This is a genomic window from Pseudomonas sp. LBUM1660 (assembly GCF_059695935.1).
In genome coordinates, this window is the sequence record NZ_CP166795.1 from 1,133,012 (window position 1) to 1,152,495 (window position 19,484).

Genomic DNA, 19,484 nt, shown 5'->3' on the forward strand with positions numbered 1-19,484 from the left:
ATGACTCAGACTTCCATCACTCGTAGCTGGGTTTCTTCCGCCAACGGCCATGCTGATTTCCCGCTGCAAAACCTGCCGCTGGGCGTGTTCAGCGTGAAAGGTTCGGCACCGCGCAGCGGTGTGGCCATTGGCGAACACATCTTTGATCTGGAAGCGGCGTTGGACGCCGGTCTGTTCGAAGGCGTGGCAAAAACGGCCGTTGAAGCCACCCGTAGCGGCCAGCTCAATGCGTTTTTTGAATTGGGCCGCGAGGCTCGCATTGCCCTGCGCGAACGTCTGCTGGAACTGTTCGCTGAAGGCAGCACCCTGCACGGCAAGATCGAGGCCCAAGGCGCAAAACTGCTGCCTCTGGCGGCGAATTGCGAGATGCACCTGCCGGCTAAAATCAACGATTACACCGACTTCTACGTCGGCATCGAGCACGCACAGAACGTCGGCAAACTGTTCCGCCCGGACAACCCCTTGCTGCCGAACTACAAGTACGTACCTATCGGCTACCACGGTCGTGCCTCGACCATTCGCCCTTCCGGCACTGACGTTCGCCGTCCGAAAGGCCAGACCTTGCCGGCCGGTCAGACCGAGCCGACCTTCGGCCCGTGCGCACGTCTGGATTACGAACTGGAGCTGGGCATCTGGATCGGCCAGGGCAACGAGATGGGCGACTCGATCGCCATTGGCGATGCGGCCGATCACATTGCCGGTTTTTGCCTGCTCAACGACTGGTCGGCCCGCGACATCCAGGCCTGGGAATACCAGCCGCTGGGGCCGTTCCTGTCGAAGAGTTTCATCACCAGCATCTCGCCGTGGGTCGTGACGGCCGAAGCACTGGAGCCGTTCCGTCGCGCACAACCGGTGCGCCCTGAAGGCGATCCGCAGCCGCTGCCGTACCTGTTCGACAAGCGCGATCAAGCCGCAGGAGCGTTCGATATCGAGCTGGAAGTGTTGTTGCTCACCGAAGGCCTGCGCGAGCAAAAACTGCCGGCCCATCGCCTGACCCTCAGCAACACAAAACACATGTACTGGACCGTGGCGCAAATGGTCGCGCACCACAGCGTCAACGGGTGCCAGTTGCAGGCCGGTGACCTGTTCGGTTCGGGCACGTTGTCGGGGCCGGAAAACGGTCAGTTCGGCAGCTTGCTGGAAATCACCGAAGGCGGGAAAAAGCCGATCGAGCTGGCGTCGGGCGAGGTGCGCAAATTTCTCGAAGACGGCGACGAAATCATCCTGCGCGCCCGTTGCAGTCGCGACGGTTTTGCCTCCATCGGTTTCGGTGAATGCCGTGGCAAAGTGATCGCGGCGCGCTAAGAGGATCGGGTCATGGAGCTTTTTACCTACTACCGTTCGACGTCGTCGTACCGGGTGCGCATCGCGTTGGCGCTCAAGGGCCTGGATTACCAGGCACTGCCGGTCAACCTGATCGCACCGCCAGGTGGCGAGCATCGGCAAGCGCCGTATCTGGCCATCAACCCACAAGGCCGCGTGCCGGCCTTGCGCACCGACGAAGGCGACCTGCTGATTCAATCGCCGGCCATCATCGAATACCTGGAGGAACGTTATCCACAGGTGCCGCTGCTGTCCAAAGACCTGGCTGCGCGGGCTCATGAGCGTGGTGTTGCGGCGGTGATCGGCTGCGACGTGCATCCGCTGCACAACGTCAGCGTGCTCAACAAGCTGCGGCAGTTGGGCCACGATGAAACGCAGGTGGTGGAGTGGATCGGGCACTGGATTAGCCAGGGGTTGGCGACGGTGGAGCAGTTGATCGGTGATGACGGCTACTGCTTCGGCGCTGAACCGGGCCTGGCAGACGTGTACTTGATCCCTCAGTTGTATGCGGCCGAGCGCTTCAACATCGCGCTTGAGGCGTATCCACGGATTCGCCGGGTGGCGGTGTTGGCGGCTACGCATCCGGCGTTCATCAAGGCGCATCCGGCGAATCAGCCCGATACGCCGTGAGTCTGCAGGCGCCTGTGTTCTCGTCAGCGAGCCCGAGCCTGGATCATGCGCAACCCCCAACCAGTGACATAGGTCCCGTCCGGTTGTTCCAGTGCGCTGATTGACGTGCTTAAGCGTTCCTTCAATTGCACTCTGGCCGCCGGGGTCAACCGGTCGATGTCGTAGGTCTCGCTGAGTGATTGCCAGAGTTCGGCGAAGTCTGGCTGCCAGGACACGTCGATATCTTCAAAGGTCACGGCATCAAAATCCTTGTTGAACAACTCCAGCCAACCGGTTTCAGTGCGCATGCGTGGATCACCCATCGGCAAATGCGCCAGGGCATCTTGCGCGGCTACTTCGCGAAACACCTGCGAATAGGCTTCTCCCACTGGCCCCATGAGAAAACCGCGACCGACGATGACGACAACGTTGCCTTCCTTGTGGAGCACTCGGTGTATTTCGCTGAGCACCCGTTCTATGTCGTCCATCAACATCAGCGCGAGATGCGAGACGACGACGTCGACACTGGCGGTGGTGATTGACAACGCCTGGGCGCGCTCCTTGAGTAAGCGAACATCGTTCGGCAGCTTCGAACGGGCCATATCCAATTCAGTTTGGCTCATGTCCACACCGATCAGGTGCAGGCGGCCGGGGCGAAGCTCGTCGAGTAGATTGAGCAAGTAACCGTTACCGCAGGCCAGATCAAGTACGGTCAAGGGGGAAGACGAGGAGGGGAGTGTTGCGGCCAGTGCCGCGTAAGACGATTCATACCGGTCGCTGCGCAAGTGGGCAAATGCTGCGCTGGTGGTGCCAGGTCGGCGTTGGTGGAAGTCCTCAAAGAAACGTTCCGCAGGGGACGGGGAGTACATGGCGGCTTCATCCAGATGACGAAAAAATGCAGAGCGTCAGTGGAGCACCCGTGGCGTCAATGCACAATCGAGTTGGGGGGCAAATGCCCCAGACGTTCAGTCAGGCGAATCCGCTGGATCGGGTCATCACTGAGCAGCAGTGCATGCTCCAGGTCGAAGCGCTCGGCATTCGGGCAGTCCAGCCGTTGATAAAGGCTGGCCCGGGCCAGGTAATCGGCGGCGTTGGCGTTGCCCAGTTCCAGCACGCGTTCAGCGTCGATCAAGGCGCCGATGCAGTCATCGTGGGAAAGGTGCAACTGGCGCAGGTTGCGCGAAAGCCGTTGCAGCATCTGCACCGGGTCGGCGGTCAGCATATGCTCGGCGTTGAGTTGCATGTTCGGGCCGTACTGGCGTTGCAGCAATTCACGGCAATCGTTGGGGTACAAGCGGCGGCCACCGCACGGGTCCAGCAGATGATCGGCGCCCGGAACCCGCAGCAGGAAATGGCCGGGGAAATTGACCCCGACCAAAGGGATCTCCAGGCGTTTGGCCAACTCCAGTGCGATCAGCCCCAAGGACAACGGCTGGCCGCGCCTGAGTTCCAGCACTTTGTTGAGCAGGGCGACCTGCGGGCGCAACGGGGTGAAGTCGTCCTGGGCGAACCCCAGGTCATTCATGCGCCGCAACAGCGGCTGGGCCAGTTCGCTCACCGGCAGCATCGGCAAGCCATAGCTCACCCGCTGTTGCAGGTCCTGGAATTCGGCCAGTACTTTTTCGGGATTCACCTCTTTGTCGTGCTCGGCCGCCATCCACAGCGCAGCCTCGAACAGCGCGGGCGGTGATCGTTGCAGGCAATCAAAAAAACGTTGGCGCGGCGTCATCAAAATCTCCGGGCAATGCCTCGTTTTAGCCCCGTCGCCGGCATTCGTCCAGTACCGCACACATGCGGTAGCAGGTTATGCCCGAAAGCCTGCAATGCGGCGCCGCTTATTCCGGTGCGCTTCTGCAAATTTTGGGCGCAAGCCTATACTGGCGACTACAAGAAGTGATTCGGGAGCCCGACGATGTTCGCTCTCATGCAAAGCACTCGCCTTGAATCGCTGCATCTGAGCGTCGACCCGGTCACCGGGTTGAAGGCGGTCATTGCCATTCATAACAGCCGCCTGGGGCCTGCCCTGGGGGGATGTCGTTACCTTGCCTATCCCAGCGACGAATCTGCGGTCGAGGATGCCATTCGCCTGGCGCAGGGCATGAGTTACAAAGCCGCACTGGCCGGCCTGGCCCAAGGCGGCGGGGTGGCGGTGATTGTTCGACCGGTGCATGTGGAAAACCGCGCGGCGCTGTTCGAAGCCTTCGGCCGCTGCATCAATCAGCTCGACGGGCGCTACATTACCGCGATCGACAGCGGCACCTCGGTGGCGGACATGGATTGCATCGCCCAACAGACCCAACACGTCACCAGCACCACCTCGGCCGGCGACCCCGCGCCCCACGCAGCGATGGGCGTGTTCACTGGCATCCGTGCCACCGCCATGGCCCGTCTGGGCAGCGACAACCTCGAAGGCCTGCGAGTGGCCATCCAGGGCCTGGGCAACGTCGGTTATGCCTTGGCCGAACAGCTGCACGCCGCCGGTGCGGAACTGCTGGTCAGCGACATCGATCATGGCAAAGTGCAATTGGCGATGGAGCAACTGGGGGCTCACCCGATCGCCAATGACGCGTTGCTCAGTACGCCGTGCGACATTCTCGCGCCCTGCGGCCTGGGCGGTGTGCTCAACAGCCACAGCGTGACGCAATTGCGCTGCTCGGCGGTGGCCGGTTCTGCTAACAATCAGCTGACCCATCTGGACGTTGCCGATCAACTGGAGCGGCGGGGCATTTTGTATGCGCCGGACTACGTGATCAATTCCGGCGGGCTGATCTACGTGTCGCTCAAGCACCGTGGCGAAGAGCTCACGACCATTACCGCGCACCTGTCGAAAATCGCCTCTCGACTGACTGAAGTCTTCGCCCATGCCCAGGCGGAAAAACGCTCTCCGGCACGGGTGGCGGACGAGTTGGCGGAGAAAGTGCTGTACCGCTGAGCCACTCCTTTACGGCAGACATGAAAAAGGCCCTGAGCCATTCGACTCAGGGCCTATTCAATTCGGGCGTTGTTTACTTCGGTGTCTTGGCGGCTTTGGCTGGCTTGGTCGGCTCAGCGGCTTCACCCTCTTCGACCGGTTCAACCTTTTCAACCACTTCAACCGGCGCATTCAGCAGTTCGGACAACGCATCCGGCTGGCTCTTGAATGCCTTGGCGAACACATCGCGATTCTTCGCCATGTAGATCCCGGCTTCTTCCACTTGCTGTTCGGTCAGGGACGGAACGGCTTTCTGCAACACTTCAGCCAGCAATTCAGCCAGTTCGAGCATTTTGTCATGACGGTCAGCTTCGGCTTTATCCATGAACAAGCGCTCCAGATCTCGGCTGCTGCGGTATACCACTTCGACGGCCATTCACCACCTCACATGCCTTCACATTAGTTGTCTGTTTCGACTACTGTATTTATATACAGCGAAAAGGATAAGCGAATCCCTGCGCTTTGGGTAGTGGCTTTTTAATGTAGACCGAAATCAGCATTTGTCAGTTAAACCGTGTTGCTCCATTCGCGGGCAAGCCTCGCTTCTACAGGTTGATGTGATCTGTAGGAGCGAGGCTTGCCCGCGAAGGGGCCCGTCGAGACACCAGAGAAGTGTCCCGTGGCAGCCCATCGCCATCTCACCCAACAGCCTCTGGCCTTTTTTCTGCATGCAGAACAACCGTCACGTCAAACCCGCATCATCCGCTCGAACCGAGCTAAGGAAGAATCATCGTGAAAATCAACTGGGCCGAGAACCTGCGGCAGAACGTGCATCAATTGGCAGAGTCCCTGGGCAATCTGTTTGTCGAGACCTTCCATTACCTGGCGCTGTTCGCCATCGGTGCAGTGACCGCGTGGGCGGCGGTGATGGAATTTCTGGGGATGATCGAAGAAGGGGACATCAAGATCGATGACATCTTGCTGCTGTTCATCTACCTGGAACTGGGTGCGATGGTCGGGATTTACTTCAAGACCAACCACATGCCGGTGCGTTTCCTGATCTATGTGGCGATCACGGCGCTGACGCGACTGCTGATCTCCAACGTCTCGCACCATAATCCGCCGGACCTGGGCATCATTTACCTGTGCGGCGGAATTCTGCTGCTGGCGTTTGCAATTCTGGTGGTGCGTTACGCTTCGTCGCAATTCCCATCGGTGAAGATCGAACACCCGCAACGCAAGACCGGTGCGGGTTCCGGTGAGCATCCCGAAGTCGAGAAGGGCGAGATTTAAAGGCCCATGGTCGGCCGGGGCCGGGCTTTGACCCGGGGTGGCGGCAGGTTGCGATTGTCGCCATCGGTCATGGCTTCGAGGATGGCCACGGCGCTGTGGCCCTGTTCGATGGCAATGCCGAACTGAATGCTTTGCACCAGGCGCTTGAGGCGCTTGGGGTCATTGCGCTGTTCTGCGCTGATCATCCGCTTGGCAACCACGTGGCCGCTGTTGGAGAGGGTCAGCATGATGCTGCCGTCCAGACCCTGAATGCTCAGGTTGATCTGATAATCCGCTGCAAAGGCATCGGTAATGAGCTGAAAAGGATTGTCCATGATGCGTCACCGCCTGATTGAACGTGCAGTAGTTGACTGGCCATGATCGGGTTGGTTCGCAGTACCAGACCATCGGCCATTCCATAGCCATATCGCCATCATCGCTTGCTTCTTTGAGGAGCAACATTGGGTAGCCCCTATAGGGATATAGCAAGGGCCATGCCGGAAAAATTGTCGAACAATAGACACGGCAAAAAAGAGACGGGCACTGTAGCCCGCCTCCTTTTTGTCTGCCCGATTCAGGGCATGAATGAATAGATGATCGCAGACAGTGCAACCAAGCCGATCAACACCACGAACACGTTCGAAGCTTGCCCGGAGTACTGGCGCAAGGCCGGCACGCGGCGGATGGCGTACATCGGCATCAGGAACAACAGGCACGCAATGATCGGCCCGCCGAGGGTTTCGATCATGCCGAGGATGCTCGGGTTGAAGGTCGCTACGGCCCAGCAACTGAGGATCATGAACAGCGCAGTGACGCGGTTCAGCCAGCTTGCCGACATCACCCGGCCACGGCCGCGCAGGCTTTTCACGATCAGGCCCTGAAAGCCTTCACTGGCACCGATGTAATGGCCGAGGAAGGATTTGGTGATCGCCACCAGCGCAATCAGCGGCGCGGCATAAGCGATGACCGGGGTCTGGAAGTGGTTGGCCAGGTACGACAGGATCGAGATGTTCTGCGCCTTCGCCGCCGCCAGGTCAGCCGGGGACAGTGCCAGCACGCAGCTGAAGCAGAAGAACATCACCGTCACCACCATCATCGCGTGGGCAATGGCGAGGATGCCGCTGCTCTTGCGCTCGGCGTGCTCGCCGTACCGCTGTTTCTGGTCAACGGCGAACGCGGAAATGATCGGCGAATGGTTGAACGAAAACACCATGACCGGGATCGCCAGCCATAAGGTTTTGAAGAACAGCGGCAGCGGCATGCCTTCGCTGGCGGTGGCAAAAAAAGCGCCGTTCCAGTTCGGGATCAGGCTGACACCGAGCAGCAGTAACGCCGCGACGAACGGATAAACCAGCACGCTCATGCATTTGACGATGACGCCCTGGCCGCAACGCACGATCGCCATCAGACCGAGAATCAACACCAGCGACAGAATCGCTCGCGGTGGCGGGGCGATGTGCAACTGATGCTCCATGAAGCTGCTCAAGGTGTTGGTCAGCGCCACGCTGTACACCAGCAGAATCGGGAAGATCGCGAAGAAATACAGCAGCGTGATCAACTTGCCGGCGCCGATGCCGAAGTGTTCCTCCACCACTTCGGTGATGTCCCCGGAACGGCCGGACAGCACGAAGCGGGTCAGGCCTCGGTGAGCGAAGTAGGTCATCGGAAATGCCAGCACTGCCAGGATCAGCAGCGGCCAGAAACCACCCACGCCGGCGTTGATCGGCAGGAACAGCGTGCCGGCGCCGATGGCCGTGCCGTAGAGGCCGAGCATCCAGGTGGTGTCGTGTTTGCTCCAGCCCTTGTGGGTTATTTCGCTATTGCGTGTCAGGTCTACAGCAGGATTATCGGCAGCAGGTGTACGTACATCGGTCATCGTTTGGCCTCGTTATTGTTCTTGCTCGGGCTCACGTGTTGCAGACGGTCAGGGAGTGCTCCTCAGCACTCCACCCAGCTCACCGCCAGGCCGCCCCGTGAAGTCTCTTTGTATTTGTCATGCATGTCGGCGCCGGTATCGCGCATGGTGCGGATCACCCGGTCCAGGGAAATGAAGTGTTTGCCGTCGCCGCGCAGGGCCATTTGCGTGGCATTGATGGCCTTCACCGCCGCGATGGCGTTGCGCTCGATGCACGGCACTTGCACCAGGCCACCGACCGGGTCGCAGGTCAGGCCGAGGTTGTGTTCCAGGCCGATTTCGGCGGCGTTTTCCAGTTGCTCGGGCGTGGCGCCGAGCACGTCGGCCAGACCGGCGGCGGCCATGGCGCAGGCGGAGCCGACTTCACCCTGGCAGCCGACTTCGGCACCGGAGATGGACGCGTTTTTCTTGCAGAGTATTCCTACGGCAGCCGCGCCCAAAAAGAACGCGACAACGTCATCGTCCGACGCGTCCGGGTTGAATTTCATGTAGTAGTGCAGCACCGCCGGAATGATCCCCGCCGCGCCGTTGGTCGGTGCCGTCACCATGCGCCCGCCCGCTGCGTTTTCTTCGTTCACGGCGAGGGCGAACAGGTTCACCCACTCCATGGCCGACAGCGTCGAGGTGATGACATTCGGTTTGCCGATTTCCAGCAGGCTACGGTGCAATTTCGCCGCGCGGCGAGGAACATTCAGACCGCCGGGCAAGATGCCCTCGTGACGCAGGCCTTGCTCGACGCACTCACGCATCACCGACCAGATATGCAGCAAGCCCTGACGGATTTCAGCTTCGCTGCGCCAGGCCAGTTCGTTGGCCATCATCAACTCGGAAACGCGCAGACCGTGCAGGTTACAGAGCTTGAGCAATTCGGCGGCGCTGGAGAAATCGTAGGGCAGCACCACGTCGCTGGCCGGCGCGATACCCGACTCGGCTTCCGCCGCTTCGATGATGAAGCCGCCGCCGATCGAGTAGTAAGTTTGCTCCGACAACTCACCGGTTTCGCCAAAGGCTGTCAGAGACATGGCGTTAGGGTGGTAAGGCAGGCTCTCGTCGAGCAGCAGGAGATCGCGTTGCCAGTTGAAGGCGATGGTCTTGTGGCCGGCCAGAGACAGTTCACCAGTTTCGCGCAAGGTCTGGATTCGGCTGTCGATGCTGGTCGGATCGATGCTGTCCGGCCATTCGCCCATCAGGCCCATGACGCAGGCGCGGTCGGTCGCGTGGCCGACGCCGGTGGCCGAAAGGGAGCCGTACAGACGAATTTCTACCCGACGGACGGCGTCGAGCAAATCCTGGTCAATCAGTGCCTGGGCGAAGGTCGCTGCGGCGCGCATCGGGCCGACGGTATGGGAACTGGATGGACCGATGCCGACTTTGAAGAGATCGAAAACACTGATAGCCATGCTAAAGCCTATACAAGCAATGGGAGAGAAATCGCTGCCATTTTTGTAGGACAAGCGCAATGTCGGCGATACTGCCTACCTCGGTCCTACGTGACCAACGAAACTTCCTAAGACAGCCTTTAGCAGGACTAAACAATGAGTCGCCAATTGCACGCCCAGACTTACGTCTGGCTGCACGTGTTTTCCTGTGCCGCTCGGCACTTGTCGTTCACCCGATGCGCCGAAGAGCTGCACATCACGCCGGGTGCGGTCAGTCAGCAGATCCGCCAACTGGAAGAGCGTTTGGGTTTTCGACTGTTCCACCGTCGTGCACGCGGCGTGGAATTGAGCGCCGAGGGCCAGCGACTGGCCATCACGGTCAACGAGGCTTACGGCAGCATCGACGCAGAATTGCGACGACTGGACGCCGGAATGATCAGCGGGATTTTGCGGGTGCGTTCGATTCCATCGTTCTTGAGCAAGTGGCTGACCCCGCGCCTGCCACGCTTGCAGCAGCGCTTTCCGGACATTCAATTGCGCCTGGTGGCTGAGGACAGCAGCGTGCCCTTGCACGAAGGCGACTTCGACTTGGCGATCGACCTGAATGACGGCAGTTATCCCGGACTGTTATCCACAACCCTGCTCGACGAGCAGATCTTCCCTGTCTGCGCCCCGAGCCTGCTGCGCGGCCGACCGCCGCTGCACGGCCCGGCGGACCTGGTGCATTTTGCGTTGCTGCACGACATCACCGCCTGGCGCGGCAGTTACGAGTACGCCGAATGGGAGTTCTACCTCAATGCCATCGGCTTCGAAGGCGCGGACGTGCGGCGCGGGCATACCTTCAATCGCAATCACCTGACCATCGAAGCGGCGATTGCCGGCATGGGCGTTGCGATTGCGCGGCGCACGTTGCTGAATGACGAGTTGGAGCGGGGGACGTTGATTGTGCCGTTCGGCCTGGCGGTGCCCAATCACAAGCGTTATGTGTTGCTCTATGCGCCAGGGGCGCTGAGCCATCCGGGCGTGCGCGCGGTGCATGACTGGCTGGTAGAAGAGGCGGGGATTTTCCGGAGTCTGCACCCACTGGCGGAGCGGCAGATGTGAGCAATTGTGACTAAAGAGAGGGGCGACCCAACTCCCGACCTTAACAGCGCTTTTACCGGTTGTCCGGCTTTTTTTGCGAATCCATATTTATCTTTTTTTAGGGGTTGAAATGTTCTGCGCGCAGACCGATTGTGTAAGTAAGAGGTCACGGTGATGACGCCCAAGGGCCAGCCGATGCGCCTCTCGCGAGCTAGCTGAAATAAGGGATGAACTATGCAAATCCAAGTCAACAGCGATAACCATATTCAAAGCAGCATCCGACTGGAGGAGTGGGTACGTACTACCATTGAGAGCACGCTCGAACGTTATGAAGAGGACCTGACACGCGTCGAGGTTCATCTGCGGGACGAGAATGGCGACAAGCCAGGTCCCCATGACATGCGCTGCCAACTGGAAGCGCGACCAAAAGGCCACCAACCGATTTCTGTCACTCATAAAGCCGACACCCTGGAGCAAGCGATCGACGGTGCGGCCACCAAACTTGAACACGCGCTGGATCACCTGTTTGGCAAACTGCGGGGCAAACCACGTGCCGCTGTTGTGCCGTTTGAACGAGGCGCACATGCTGATGTGCTGCTGGAAGAAGAGTTTCTCGAGAACGAACAGGCTGCACAAAACGGCTGAAGCCTGATTCACTTTTTACCTTCCCACTGAAAACGGGCCTGCTGATGCAGGCCCGTTCTTGTTTGTGGTGTTCACCGAATCCGTTGGCTCCACGATTACCTGTGGCGAGGGAGCTTGCTCCCGCTGGGCAGCGGAGCAGTCCCAAAACCTGCAACCGAGTTTTATCAGGCAAACCGTCTCAGCCGGTTTGCGACTGCTTCGCAGCCGAGCGGGAGCAAGCTCCCTCGCCACAGGGGCTGCGACAAACTCAAGTGATGTCGACAGTAATCAGAAAGCCACGGATGTCTGTACATAAACCGTCCGCGGCTCGCCCACGTACTTGCCCTTGTTGTTGTCATCAAACGACCGGGTGTAATACTGGTGGTTGAGAATGTTTTTCACCCCCACCGCCACATTCAAATCCGACAACTTCGGCCCGAAGTCATACGCCGCGCGGCTGCTGAACAGCATGTACCCGGGAATCTTGCCGGTGCTGCCATCAGCGCTTTCGGTCGAGGTGTTGGCGTTGTCGGCAAACTGGTCGCTCTGGTAGCTGCTGTCCAGGTTCAACTTCCAGGCCCCTTCGGTGTAACCCACCCCGATGTTGCCTTTGTGTTTCGAGGAGAACGGCACACGATTGCCCTTGTTCGGTCCGTCTTCGCGGATGGTCGCATCCACAAAGGCATACGTGGCGTAGACATCGAAGCCGGCCAGCGACGGGCTCAAGTCATCCAGCGAATAATTGATGCTGCTTTCGATCCCTTGATGACGCGTCTCGCCGCGAGCGATTACCGAGTCATTGGTCTGATTACTTTCGTACTGGTTGTCGAAGTTGATCAGGAACGCGCCGATTTCCGCTCGTAACGCGCCGTTGTCGTAACGGGTACCCAACTCCCAGGTCCGTGCCTTTTCCGGTTTGACTTCGCCGCTGGTCACCCGGTTCGGCATCTGGCTGTATTGCACGCTGCCGAACGAGCCTTCGGTATTGGCGTAGAGATTCCAGGTGTCAGTCACGTGATAGAGCACGTTCAATGCCGGCAGCGCGGTGTTGTAGTCGCCCTTGTACTTCACGTTCGTCAGGTTATTGGTCTGCTGCGAGTCGATCATCTCGTAGCGAATGCCCGGCGTGAGTGTCCATTTGCCGATGTCGATCCGGTCGTCGACAAAGAATGCATTGGCTTCGGTGCCGCCACGGGTGTCGCGGTCATTGCGGCTGTTGGTGGTCGGGAAGGTGTTGTTGGCGATCGGCTCGCGGTAGCGCAGTTCGTGGCCGGCTTCGTTGATGTAGCGATAGCCGACGCCGACTTCATGGCTGGTCGGGCCGAGGTCGAAGCCTTGGGCGAATCGGGTTTCCAGGCCGCGCACCCAATACTCGCGTGGTGACAGCGACAGGAACGTGCCCTGGTCCAGATAACCGCTGCGCAGGGTTTTGGTGAAGAAGGTGTTGGCCGTGAATTCGCGACGGTCTTCCTGATAGCGATAGCCGAAGTTGAACATTGTCCGGCGGCCCCAGAACTGATCTTTCGGGCGGGTCGACTGGTACGGGTCGGCGTCGTAATCGGCAACGTTCAGGCCGCCGGGCATGTCGGCCTTGCCTTCGTAATACTGAGCCATCGCGTTGAAGCTGTTGGCGTCATCGAGCTGATATTTGCCCTTGAGAATCAGGTCGTCGATTTCGGTATCGCTGTGTTCCCGCCAGTCGCCACCACGGGTGCCGGAATACAACAGCGCGCCGCCCAGGCCGTTGTCGGCGGTGCCGCCGGCCAGTAAGTTGCCGGTGGTTTTGAAACCGTCGTGGCTGGAAGACGGGCTGGTTTCGGTCTGGAAACCACCTTTCACGGTCGGCTCGTCGGGAATCGCGCGGGTCACGAAGTTGACCACGCCGCCGACGTTCTGCGGGCCGTAACGCACCGCGCCGCCGCCGCGGACCACGTCCACCGCGTCCATGTTGCCGATGCTCACCGGGGCGAATGACAGTTGCGGCTGGCCATAAGGTGCGAAGGGCACCGGGATACCGTCCATCAATACGGTCGAGCGGGACGCCAGGCGTGGGTTGAGGCCACGAATACCGAAGTTCAGCGCCATGTCATGGCTGCCGGTGCCGTTGTTGTCCGGCGCGTTCACCCCAGGGATGCGGTTGAGCACATCCTTGGCCTGGGTCGCGCCCTGGCGCTCGAACTCCTCGCGGCGGATCACATCACGTGCGCCGGGGTGCTCGAAGACGTTGATTGGCGCCGCCTCGCCGAGCCAGTCGCCGACTACCTTCGAGGTGTCCAGCTCCAGCGCGGTGTCGCCCGCCGGTTGCAGGCTGAAGGCATTGTCGCCCTCGGCGCGCGCTTGCAGGCCGGTGCCTTCGAGCAAAGCGTCCAAGCCCTGCGACGGGGTGAAGTTGCCTTCCAGGCCAGGACTCTGCACATCGCGGGTGACTTGCGAGCCAAAGGTAATCAACACGCCGGCTTCACGGCCGAACTGGTTGAGGGCGTTTTCCAGGGACGACGGTGCGATGTGGTACGGCTTGGCGTCGGTGGCGTGTGCGAGCGGCAGCGCGCCGAAGCTCAGGCTGGCGCCCAGCAAGAGTTGGCGCATGGTTCGGGCCAGCGGGGTGAGGCGGGTGGGGTGCATGGAGGTCGATCCTGAGAAGGTGGAATCAAGGGGGCTTTCCTTCTCTGTCACGCCAGATCTGAAAAACGGCTCACGCTGGATGAAAACTCTTTTGCTGGGCTGACACTGGCTGGCTTTTTGTGGCGAGGGAGCTTGCTCCCGCTCGGCTGCGCAGCAGTCGTAAATTTGGGGCCGCTTCGCAGCCCAGCGGGAGCAAGCTCCCTCGCCACAGGTAAGGTGTCTCGCTCCAGGATTACGCCTTCGCTTCGACGGTCACCCAATACCGCGTAAAGCGCCTTACCTTCACCGGCAAACTGATTTCCAGCAGATCAAGAATCCGCTCGCTGTCGTCCAGCGGGTACGTCCCGGAGATCAACAAATCCGCCACCTTCGCATCGCAATTAAGCTGCCCGCGACGATAACGGCCGAGCTCGTCGAGAAAGTCGCCGAGGCGCATGTGGGCGGCCACCAGCATGCCGTCGGCCCAGGCGCCGCTGTCGGCGTCCAGCGGCAGCGGTTTACCCACGCCACGCGGGCCGAAACCCAGTTGCCGGGCGGCGGGCAACACCAGCGGTTTGCCGCCGTCCGGGGTCAACTCGACGCTGCCCTCGAACACGGCCACCTGGGTGCGATCAGCAAACTGTCGGACGTTCAATCGCCCACCTTGCGTCGTCAACACACCCTGCGCGGTCTGCACCTGAAACGCCTGGCTGGCGGTCAACAGCAGTTCGCCCTCCAGCAAACGGATCAGCCGCTGCTGACCCTCTACCCGCACATCCGCCGAACTCGCGGTGTTGAGCTGCAACTGATTGCCTGCGCCGAGCGCCACCTTGCGCCGCTGGCCGATGGGGCTGCGGTAATCAGCAAGCAACGGCGGCAGCATGTTTTGCTCGCGCATGCCCCAAGTGACTGCAGAACCTGCGCCGAGAATCAGCAGCAGTTTCAGCGTCTGACGTCGGCTGCCGGACTTCGGCGCATTGAGCGCCGCGTGGGCCAGCGGAGAGGACAAACCGCGAAGCCGCTGATTGACCCGCTGGATATGCTCCCACGCCCGTTGATGTTCACTGTGCGCATCGTGCCATTGTTGCCAGGCGTGCTGCTGGCGCGGGTTCAGCGGGGCTTGCTGCATTTCCATCAGCCAGTGCACGGCCTGTTCGGCGACCTGGGAAGAAAAGTCCGGAGTGCCGTTCATCTTGCGAAATAGCAGCGCATGGCTGCTTTGCTCAAATGGCGTTTGACTGTGGCAATGGAAATGCCCAGTTCGGCCGCGATCTGTGGATAAGTCAGTCCATCGACCTGCGCGAGCAGAAAGGCGCGCTTGACCCGGCGTGGTAAACCGTCCAGCAACTGGTCCAGCTCCATCAGGGTTTGCAGGATGATTGCCCGTTCTTCCTCGGACGGCGCGTACACCTCGGGCATTTGCGCCAGTGCTTCGGCGTAGGCGCGTTCCAGATCCTGACGACGGTAATGGTTGAACAGCACGCGTTTGGCGATCGTGGTGAGGAACGCTCGCGGTTCGATGATCTGCGGTGTTTCCCGGGCCGTGAGTACACGAATGAACGTGTCCTGGGCCAGGTCCGCCGCGCTGTCCGGGCAGCCAAGCCTGCGCCGCAACCAACCGGTGAGCCAATTGTGGTGGGCGTGATAGAGGACTTCGACGGGATTGGCAGGCTGCAACAGAACCACTCCGACACAAACGGATACGTTAGAGAACAAGAATTGTTCGCATTGTAGAGGTGTGCAACGGCCCCCGGCAATCGGATCTGTTTTGCGTATGAGAATATTTATCATTAGTATTGCGCGCTTGCTGGCCCGTGATCTTCACGCGGCCTCACCCGGTTTCAAGGTCGAAACATGAAAGGCAAAATCAGCACGCTCTCCGTTTCTTATCGATTGGCCGTCACTTCACGGGTGCTGGCTGCGGTGGTGGGCGGCTATATCGTCGCGGCGCTGGCCAGCGTCAGCCTGAGCTTATGGTTGCCGATGGCCCGCGCCGAAGCGGTGGTGACCGGGATGATGACCTCGTTTCTGGTCTATCTGGTGGCGGTGCTCTGGTGTTTTGCCTGTCGCAGCGCGTGGCAGGCCTGGTTCGGGTTGATCGTTCCGGGCCTGGTGCTGACGGCGGGATCAGGGTTGGCGTATTGGTTGGGCCGCGCATGAAAGAGGGATTTCGTCAGGCGATGGCCTGGTTGCACACCTGGGCCGGGTTGACCTTCGGCTGGTTGCTGTTCGCGATTTTCCTGACCGGCACGCTCGCCTATTTCAAGGACGAGATCAGTCACTGGATGCAGCCCGAGATCCCGGCGCGCGCGGTGACCTCCGAAGCCAGTCTGACCCTGGCGCAAGACTACCTCCAGCAACACGCCGCGGGTGCCTCGCGCTGGCTGATCGACTTGCCGAGCGCCCGGGAACCGGGCCTGTCGGTGCGTTGGCAACAGACCCCGGCCAAACCCGGCGAGCGCGGGCAATTCACCGAGAAACTGCTCGACGCGCAAACCGGCCGCGAAGTGCAGGGCCGCGAATCCATGGGCGGCGACTTCTTCTATCGTTTCCACTTCCAGCTGCAAATGCCCTATCCGTGGGGCCGCTGGTTGTCGACCATCGCAGCCATGGTGATGTTCATCGGCCTGATCACCGGGATCATCACCCACAAGAAAATCTTCAAGGACTTCTTCACCTTCCGCCCGCGCAAAGGCCAGCGGTCCTGGCTGGACGGGCACAACGTGGTGGGCGTTCTGGTGTTGCCGTTCCACCTGATGATCACTTACAGCAGCTTGGTGATTTTCATGGCGATGGTGATGCCGGCGAGCATCCTGGCCTCGTACAAAGGCGATCCCCGCGCGTTTTACGCGGAGGTGTTTCCGGCCTCCAGCACACCCGAGCTTGCCGGCACACCGGCTGAACTGGCACCGATGGCGCCGCTGTTGGAGCGGGCGCGCGCGCAGTGGTCGGGCGGCCGGATGGAACGGCTGACGGTGAACAATCCGGGGGATGCGAATGCCTCGATTGTCGTCTCGAGGGATGACGCCGACCGAGTGATTTATGACGCCAGCAGCGCGGTGACCTTCAACGGCGTGACCAGCCAACAACTCAGCGCCACGCCGCAGCAACCGGTGCCGATGGCCATCGCCGGCAGTTTCTATGGCTTGCACATGGGGCATTTCGCGAGCCCCGTGCTGCGCTGGCTGTACTTCATTTGCGGTTTGGCGAGTACGGCAATGATCGGCACCGGGCTGGTGATCTGGCTCGGCAAACGTCAGCTCAAACATGTCAAAAGCGGTGTGATGCCCTTCGAGTTGCGGCTGGTGGAAGTGCTGAACATTGCCAGCATGTCCGGGCTGGTGGTCGCGGTGGCGGCGTTCTTCTGGGCCAATCGGCTGCTGCCGGTCGAGATGGCCACCCGGGCTGATTGGGAAGTGAACAGCTTTTTCATCGTCTGGGGCTTGAGCGTGGTTCACGCAGTGTTCCGCCGTGGTCGCCCGGCGTGGGTCGAGCAATTGGCGTTGGCCGCAGTGCTGTTCTGCGGCGTACCGCTCTTGAACGCGCTGACCACGCCGTACCACTTGGGCGTGACGCTGGCTCAAGGCGACTGGACGCTCGCCGGGTTCGATTTGACGAGCCTGGGCAGTGGCCTGTTCCTGGCCTGGGCTGCCTGGAAAATGCAGCGCGCCGGGCAGACCGTTCGCGTCGCCAAAGAGCGTGCCCGACCGATCGCGCTTGAGCAGAAGGTGAACTGAATGTTGCTGGCTTTGCTGCTGTGCTACGGCGGTTTCACCGCGCTGTGTTTATCGATGGATCGGCATCACGCCGAACTGCTGGGGCGCAAGTCGTCGGCCCGGCGGCGTAAAACGTTCAAGCTGAGCGGCTGGTTGCTGCTGGCGGTTTCTTTATGGGCGGCGGTGGCGAAAACCGGTTGGGGGCTCGGGTTGGTGGAGTGGTTTGCGGTGTTGATGCTCAGCGCCTTGCTGCTGGTGTTGTTGATGCCGTATCGCCCGCGCCTGGCCTTGGCGTTGGCCGGGTTGAGCGTGCTCGCCAGCCCCGTCGCCGTGTTTGCGCAGTGATGATCACCAATCCTCCGGAATCGCGCGACGAAGAACATCGTGGCGCCCGCGCGCATTTCCTTCAGGTGTTCCTGTCCCAGCGTTCGCAGATGGAAGCGCTGGTGAGCCGGCGTGTCGGCTGCCGAGCGACCGCCGCCGATCTGGTGCAGGACTTGTTCCTGCGTTTCTGGCGGCGTCCGCTGGTGCAGGTCGAGGAACTCAGCACTTACCTGCTGCGTTGCGCCGGCAACATTGCCATCGACCATCTGCGCAGCGAAGGCACGCGGGTGCGGGTCAACGAAGGCTGGATGCCGGATCAACCGGACAGTCAGGGCAGCGAACCACAAGCGGCGCTGGAGGCGGGCAACGACCTGCGGCACGTCGAAGCGGCGTTGCGCGCGTTGCCGGAACGTACCCGGCAAATCTTTCTGCTCAACCGCATCCACGGCCGCAAATATGCGGAGATCGCCAAGGCCATGGGCCTGTCCCAAAGCGCCGTGGAAAAACATATGATGCGCGCCCTCGATGCCTGCAAGGCCAGCCTGCAGGAACCGCCAACGCGCACGCCAGGGAAAGCACCGTGAATCCACTCGACCGCGTCACGACGCCCGCCCAAGAGCAGGCTGCGCTTGCCTGGCTGAGCCTGTTGCACGACCAACCGAGCAGCGGCGATCAACTCACTTTCAGCCGCTGGCTCCAGGCCGATCCCGCCCACGCCGAGGCTTACGCCCAGGCGCAAGTGCTGTGGGAACTGAGCGAAGTGCCAGCGCGAACCCTGGCCGATGAAGACGCTTTCGCCTTGCAGGGTTACCTCAATGCGATGAACCGATCCCGACGTACCAGCGTGCGGCGCTGGTCTGGCGCGCTGGCCATGGCCGCGTGCCTGGTGCTGATGATCGGCCTCGGTGCGGGTTGGCAGCCGACGCGCTGGATCGATGATCTGGGGGCGGACTATGTGTCCGCGCCGGGGGAAATTCGCACCGTGACGCTGGCCGATCAGTCGCAAGTCACGCTGGACGCCGACAGCGCCATCGCTGTGGATTTCAGTCGCGGCGAGCGCCACGTTCAGCTACGTCGCGGTGCCGGATTCTTCAGCGTGACCCACACGGGCGATCCGTTTGTGGTCGATGCTGAAAAGGGTCAGGCGCGGGTGCTCGGCACGCAGTTCGAAGTGCGATTGCAGCCCCATGGTGCGCAGGTCACGGTGCTGTCCGGACGGGTCGGCGTGACAGCGGACAAGTACGCCGAGCAGCAGATTCTGACCGCTGGCCAGCAAGTGGCCTATGGCGAAGGTTCGGCGCAAAAGCTGCGTGTGGTCGACGGCGAAGCGCAGTTGGCCTGGCGTCAGGGTTGGCTCAATTACTACAAGGCGACGCTGGCCGATGTGGTGCAGGATCTGGGGCGTTATTACCCGGGGCGGATAGTGCTGCTCAACGATGAACTGGCGGCGCGGCGGGTCAGTGGCAGTTTTCCGAGCAAGGATCCGCAGGCGGTGTTGGGTTCGTTGCAGGGTGTTTTGGGGTTTGAGCAGACCAGCGTTTTGGGACATCTCATTATCTTGCGTTGAAGCCACTGGCGCTTTCGCGAGCAAGTCCGCTCCCACAGGGAATGCATTCCAAATTGTGGGAATGAGCCTGCTCGCGATGGGGCCAGTTCAAACACCACCTCTCCCACAAGGGAATGCATTCCAAATGTGGGAGCGGGCTTGCTCGCGAAGGCGTCCGATC

The 19,484-nt window shown here is 60.8% G+C and carries 19 protein-coding genes and 1 pseudogene; 11 read left to right on the forward strand and 9 right to left on the reverse strand.

The window, feature by feature from the left end:
* A complete protein-coding gene (gene fahA, locus ACA068_RS05195; protein WP_497308131.1) occupies window positions 1–1,305 on the forward strand; it encodes a fumarylacetoacetase in 1,305 nt (434 codons plus the stop codon).
* Between the two features lie 12 nt (window positions 1,306–1,317).
* Window positions 1,318–1,953, forward strand: a complete 636-nt coding sequence (maiA, locus tag ACA068_RS05200) for a maleylacetoacetate isomerase (protein WP_497308133.1) — start codon at window positions 1,318–1,320, stop codon at window positions 1,951–1,953.
* Between the two features lie 23 nt (window positions 1,954–1,976).
* Here the strand turns inward: maiA and ACA068_RS05205 are convergent, their stop codons facing one another.
* On the reverse strand, window positions 1,977–2,801 hold the full coding sequence (locus tag ACA068_RS05205) for a class I SAM-dependent methyltransferase (RefSeq protein ID WP_497308135.1): 825 nt from the start codon (window positions 2,799–2,801) through the stop codon (window positions 1,977–1,979).
* A gap of 56 nt (window positions 2,802–2,857) precedes the next feature.
* On the reverse strand, window positions 2,858–3,661 hold the full coding sequence (locus ACA068_RS05210; protein ID WP_497308137.1) for a SirB1 family protein: 804 nt from the start codon (window positions 3,659–3,661) through the stop codon (window positions 2,858–2,860).
* Between the two features lie 183 nt (window positions 3,662–3,844).
* Between ACA068_RS05210 and ACA068_RS05215 the strand changes: the two genes are divergently transcribed.
* The gene (locus ACA068_RS05215; RefSeq protein ID WP_109628037.1) at window positions 3,845–4,864 is read left to right on the forward strand and encodes a Glu/Leu/Phe/Val dehydrogenase family protein; all 1,020 of its coding nucleotides are present in this window, start codon (window positions 3,845–3,847) and stop codon (window positions 4,862–4,864) included.
* Between the two features lie 175 nt (window positions 4,865–5,039).
* On the opposite strand, the pseudogene ACA068_RS05220 reads toward ACA068_RS05215, so the two are convergent.
* Window positions 5,040–5,279: pseudogene (locus tag ACA068_RS05220) on the reverse strand (YebG family protein); the annotation flags it as partial.
* Between the two features lie 356 nt (window positions 5,280–5,635).
* Between ACA068_RS05220 and ACA068_RS05225 the strand changes: the two are divergent.
* Complete coding sequence (locus ACA068_RS05225) at window positions 5,636–6,136, forward strand: phosphate-starvation-inducible protein PsiE (RefSeq protein ID WP_403101274.1); 501 nt, start codon at window positions 5,636–5,638, stop codon at window positions 6,134–6,136.
* On the opposite strand, the gene ACA068_RS05230 is transcribed toward ACA068_RS05225, so the two are convergent.
* From ACA068_RS05230 to ACA068_RS05240, 3 genes are all read right to left on the reverse strand, one after another.
* A complete protein-coding gene (locus tag ACA068_RS05230; protein ID WP_497308139.1) occupies window positions 6,133–6,450 on the reverse strand; it encodes a DUF3509 domain-containing protein in 318 nt (105 codons plus the stop codon). The two genes, ACA068_RS05225 and ACA068_RS05230, sit on opposite strands and share 4 nt — an antisense overlap.
* Window positions 6,451–6,689: 239 nt before the next feature.
* Window positions 6,690–7,991 carry an HAAAP family serine/threonine permease gene (locus tag ACA068_RS05235; protein WP_497308141.1) on the reverse strand — a complete coding sequence of 434 codons (1,302 nt, stop codon included), beginning with the start codon at window positions 7,989–7,991 and terminating at the stop codon, window positions 6,690–6,692.
* 62 nt (window positions 7,992–8,053) lie between these two features.
* A complete protein-coding gene (locus ACA068_RS05240; protein WP_497308142.1) occupies window positions 8,054–9,430 on the reverse strand; it encodes an L-serine ammonia-lyase in 1,377 nt (458 codons plus the stop codon).
* A gap of 135 nt (window positions 9,431–9,565) precedes the next feature.
* Between ACA068_RS05240 and ACA068_RS05245 the strand changes: the two genes are divergently transcribed.
* Both ACA068_RS05245 and ACA068_RS05250 read left to right on the forward strand, forming a co-directional pair.
* A complete protein-coding gene (locus ACA068_RS05245) occupies window positions 9,566–10,513 on the forward strand; it encodes a LysR substrate-binding domain-containing protein (protein ID WP_497308144.1) in 948 nt (315 codons plus the stop codon).
* A 213-nt stretch (window positions 10,514–10,726) separates the two neighbouring features.
* Entirely contained in the window at window positions 10,727–11,137 is a 411-nt protein-coding gene (locus ACA068_RS05250; RefSeq protein WP_149418217.1) for an HPF/RaiA family ribosome-associated protein, read from the forward strand.
* Window positions 11,138–11,404: 267 nt separating this feature from the next.
* Here ACA068_RS05250 and fecA read toward each other — a convergent pair whose 3' ends face one another.
* The 3 genes from fecA to ACA068_RS05265 form a co-directional block, all read right to left on the reverse strand.
* Window positions 11,405–13,738, reverse strand: coding sequence for a TonB-dependent Fe(3+) dicitrate receptor FecA (gene fecA / locus ACA068_RS05255; RefSeq protein ID WP_497308146.1), 2,334 nt, complete (start codon window positions 13,736–13,738; stop codon window positions 11,405–11,407).
* A gap of 232 nt (window positions 13,739–13,970) precedes the next feature.
* Entirely contained in the window at window positions 13,971–14,909 is a 939-nt protein-coding gene (locus tag ACA068_RS05260) for a FecR domain-containing protein (protein ID WP_497308148.1), read from the reverse strand.
* Window positions 14,906–15,394: a sigma-70 family RNA polymerase sigma factor gene (locus tag ACA068_RS05265; protein WP_497308150.1), complete on the reverse strand. Its 489-nt coding sequence runs from the start codon at window positions 15,392–15,394 to the stop codon at window positions 14,906–14,908. Before ACA068_RS05265 ends, ACA068_RS05260 begins: the two co-directional genes overlap by 4 nt.
* A 177-nt stretch (window positions 15,395–15,571) precedes the next feature.
* Here ACA068_RS05265 and ACA068_RS05270 point away from each other — a divergent pair, with 177 nt between their 5' ends.
* From ACA068_RS05270 to ACA068_RS05290, 5 genes are read left to right on the forward strand one after another with little or no spacing between them, the layout of a single operon-like run.
* Window positions 15,572–15,877, forward strand: coding sequence for a DUF3649 domain-containing protein (locus tag ACA068_RS05270; protein ID WP_497308152.1), 306 nt, complete (start codon window positions 15,572–15,574; stop codon window positions 15,875–15,877).
* Window positions 15,874–17,454: a PepSY-associated TM helix domain-containing protein gene (locus ACA068_RS05275; RefSeq protein ID WP_497308153.1), complete on the forward strand. Its 1,581-nt coding sequence runs from the start codon at window positions 15,874–15,876 to the stop codon at window positions 17,452–17,454. The genes ACA068_RS05270 and ACA068_RS05275 overlap by 4 nt, the downstream gene beginning before the upstream one ends.
* Window positions 17,455–17,778 carry a DUF3325 domain-containing protein gene (locus ACA068_RS05280; protein WP_497308155.1) on the forward strand — a complete coding sequence of 108 codons (324 nt, stop codon included), beginning with the start codon at window positions 17,455–17,457 and terminating at the stop codon, window positions 17,776–17,778.
* Window positions 17,778–18,341 carry an RNA polymerase sigma factor gene (locus ACA068_RS05285; RefSeq protein WP_497308157.1) on the forward strand — a complete coding sequence of 188 codons (564 nt, stop codon included), beginning with the start codon at window positions 17,778–17,780 and terminating at the stop codon, window positions 18,339–18,341. Before ACA068_RS05280 ends, ACA068_RS05285 begins: the two co-directional genes overlap by 1 nt.
* Entirely contained in the window at window positions 18,338–19,324 is a 987-nt protein-coding gene (locus ACA068_RS05290) for a FecR family protein (protein WP_497308159.1), read from the forward strand. The genes ACA068_RS05285 and ACA068_RS05290 overlap by 4 nt, the downstream gene beginning before the upstream one ends.
* Window positions 19,325–19,484 lie beyond the last annotated feature (160 nt).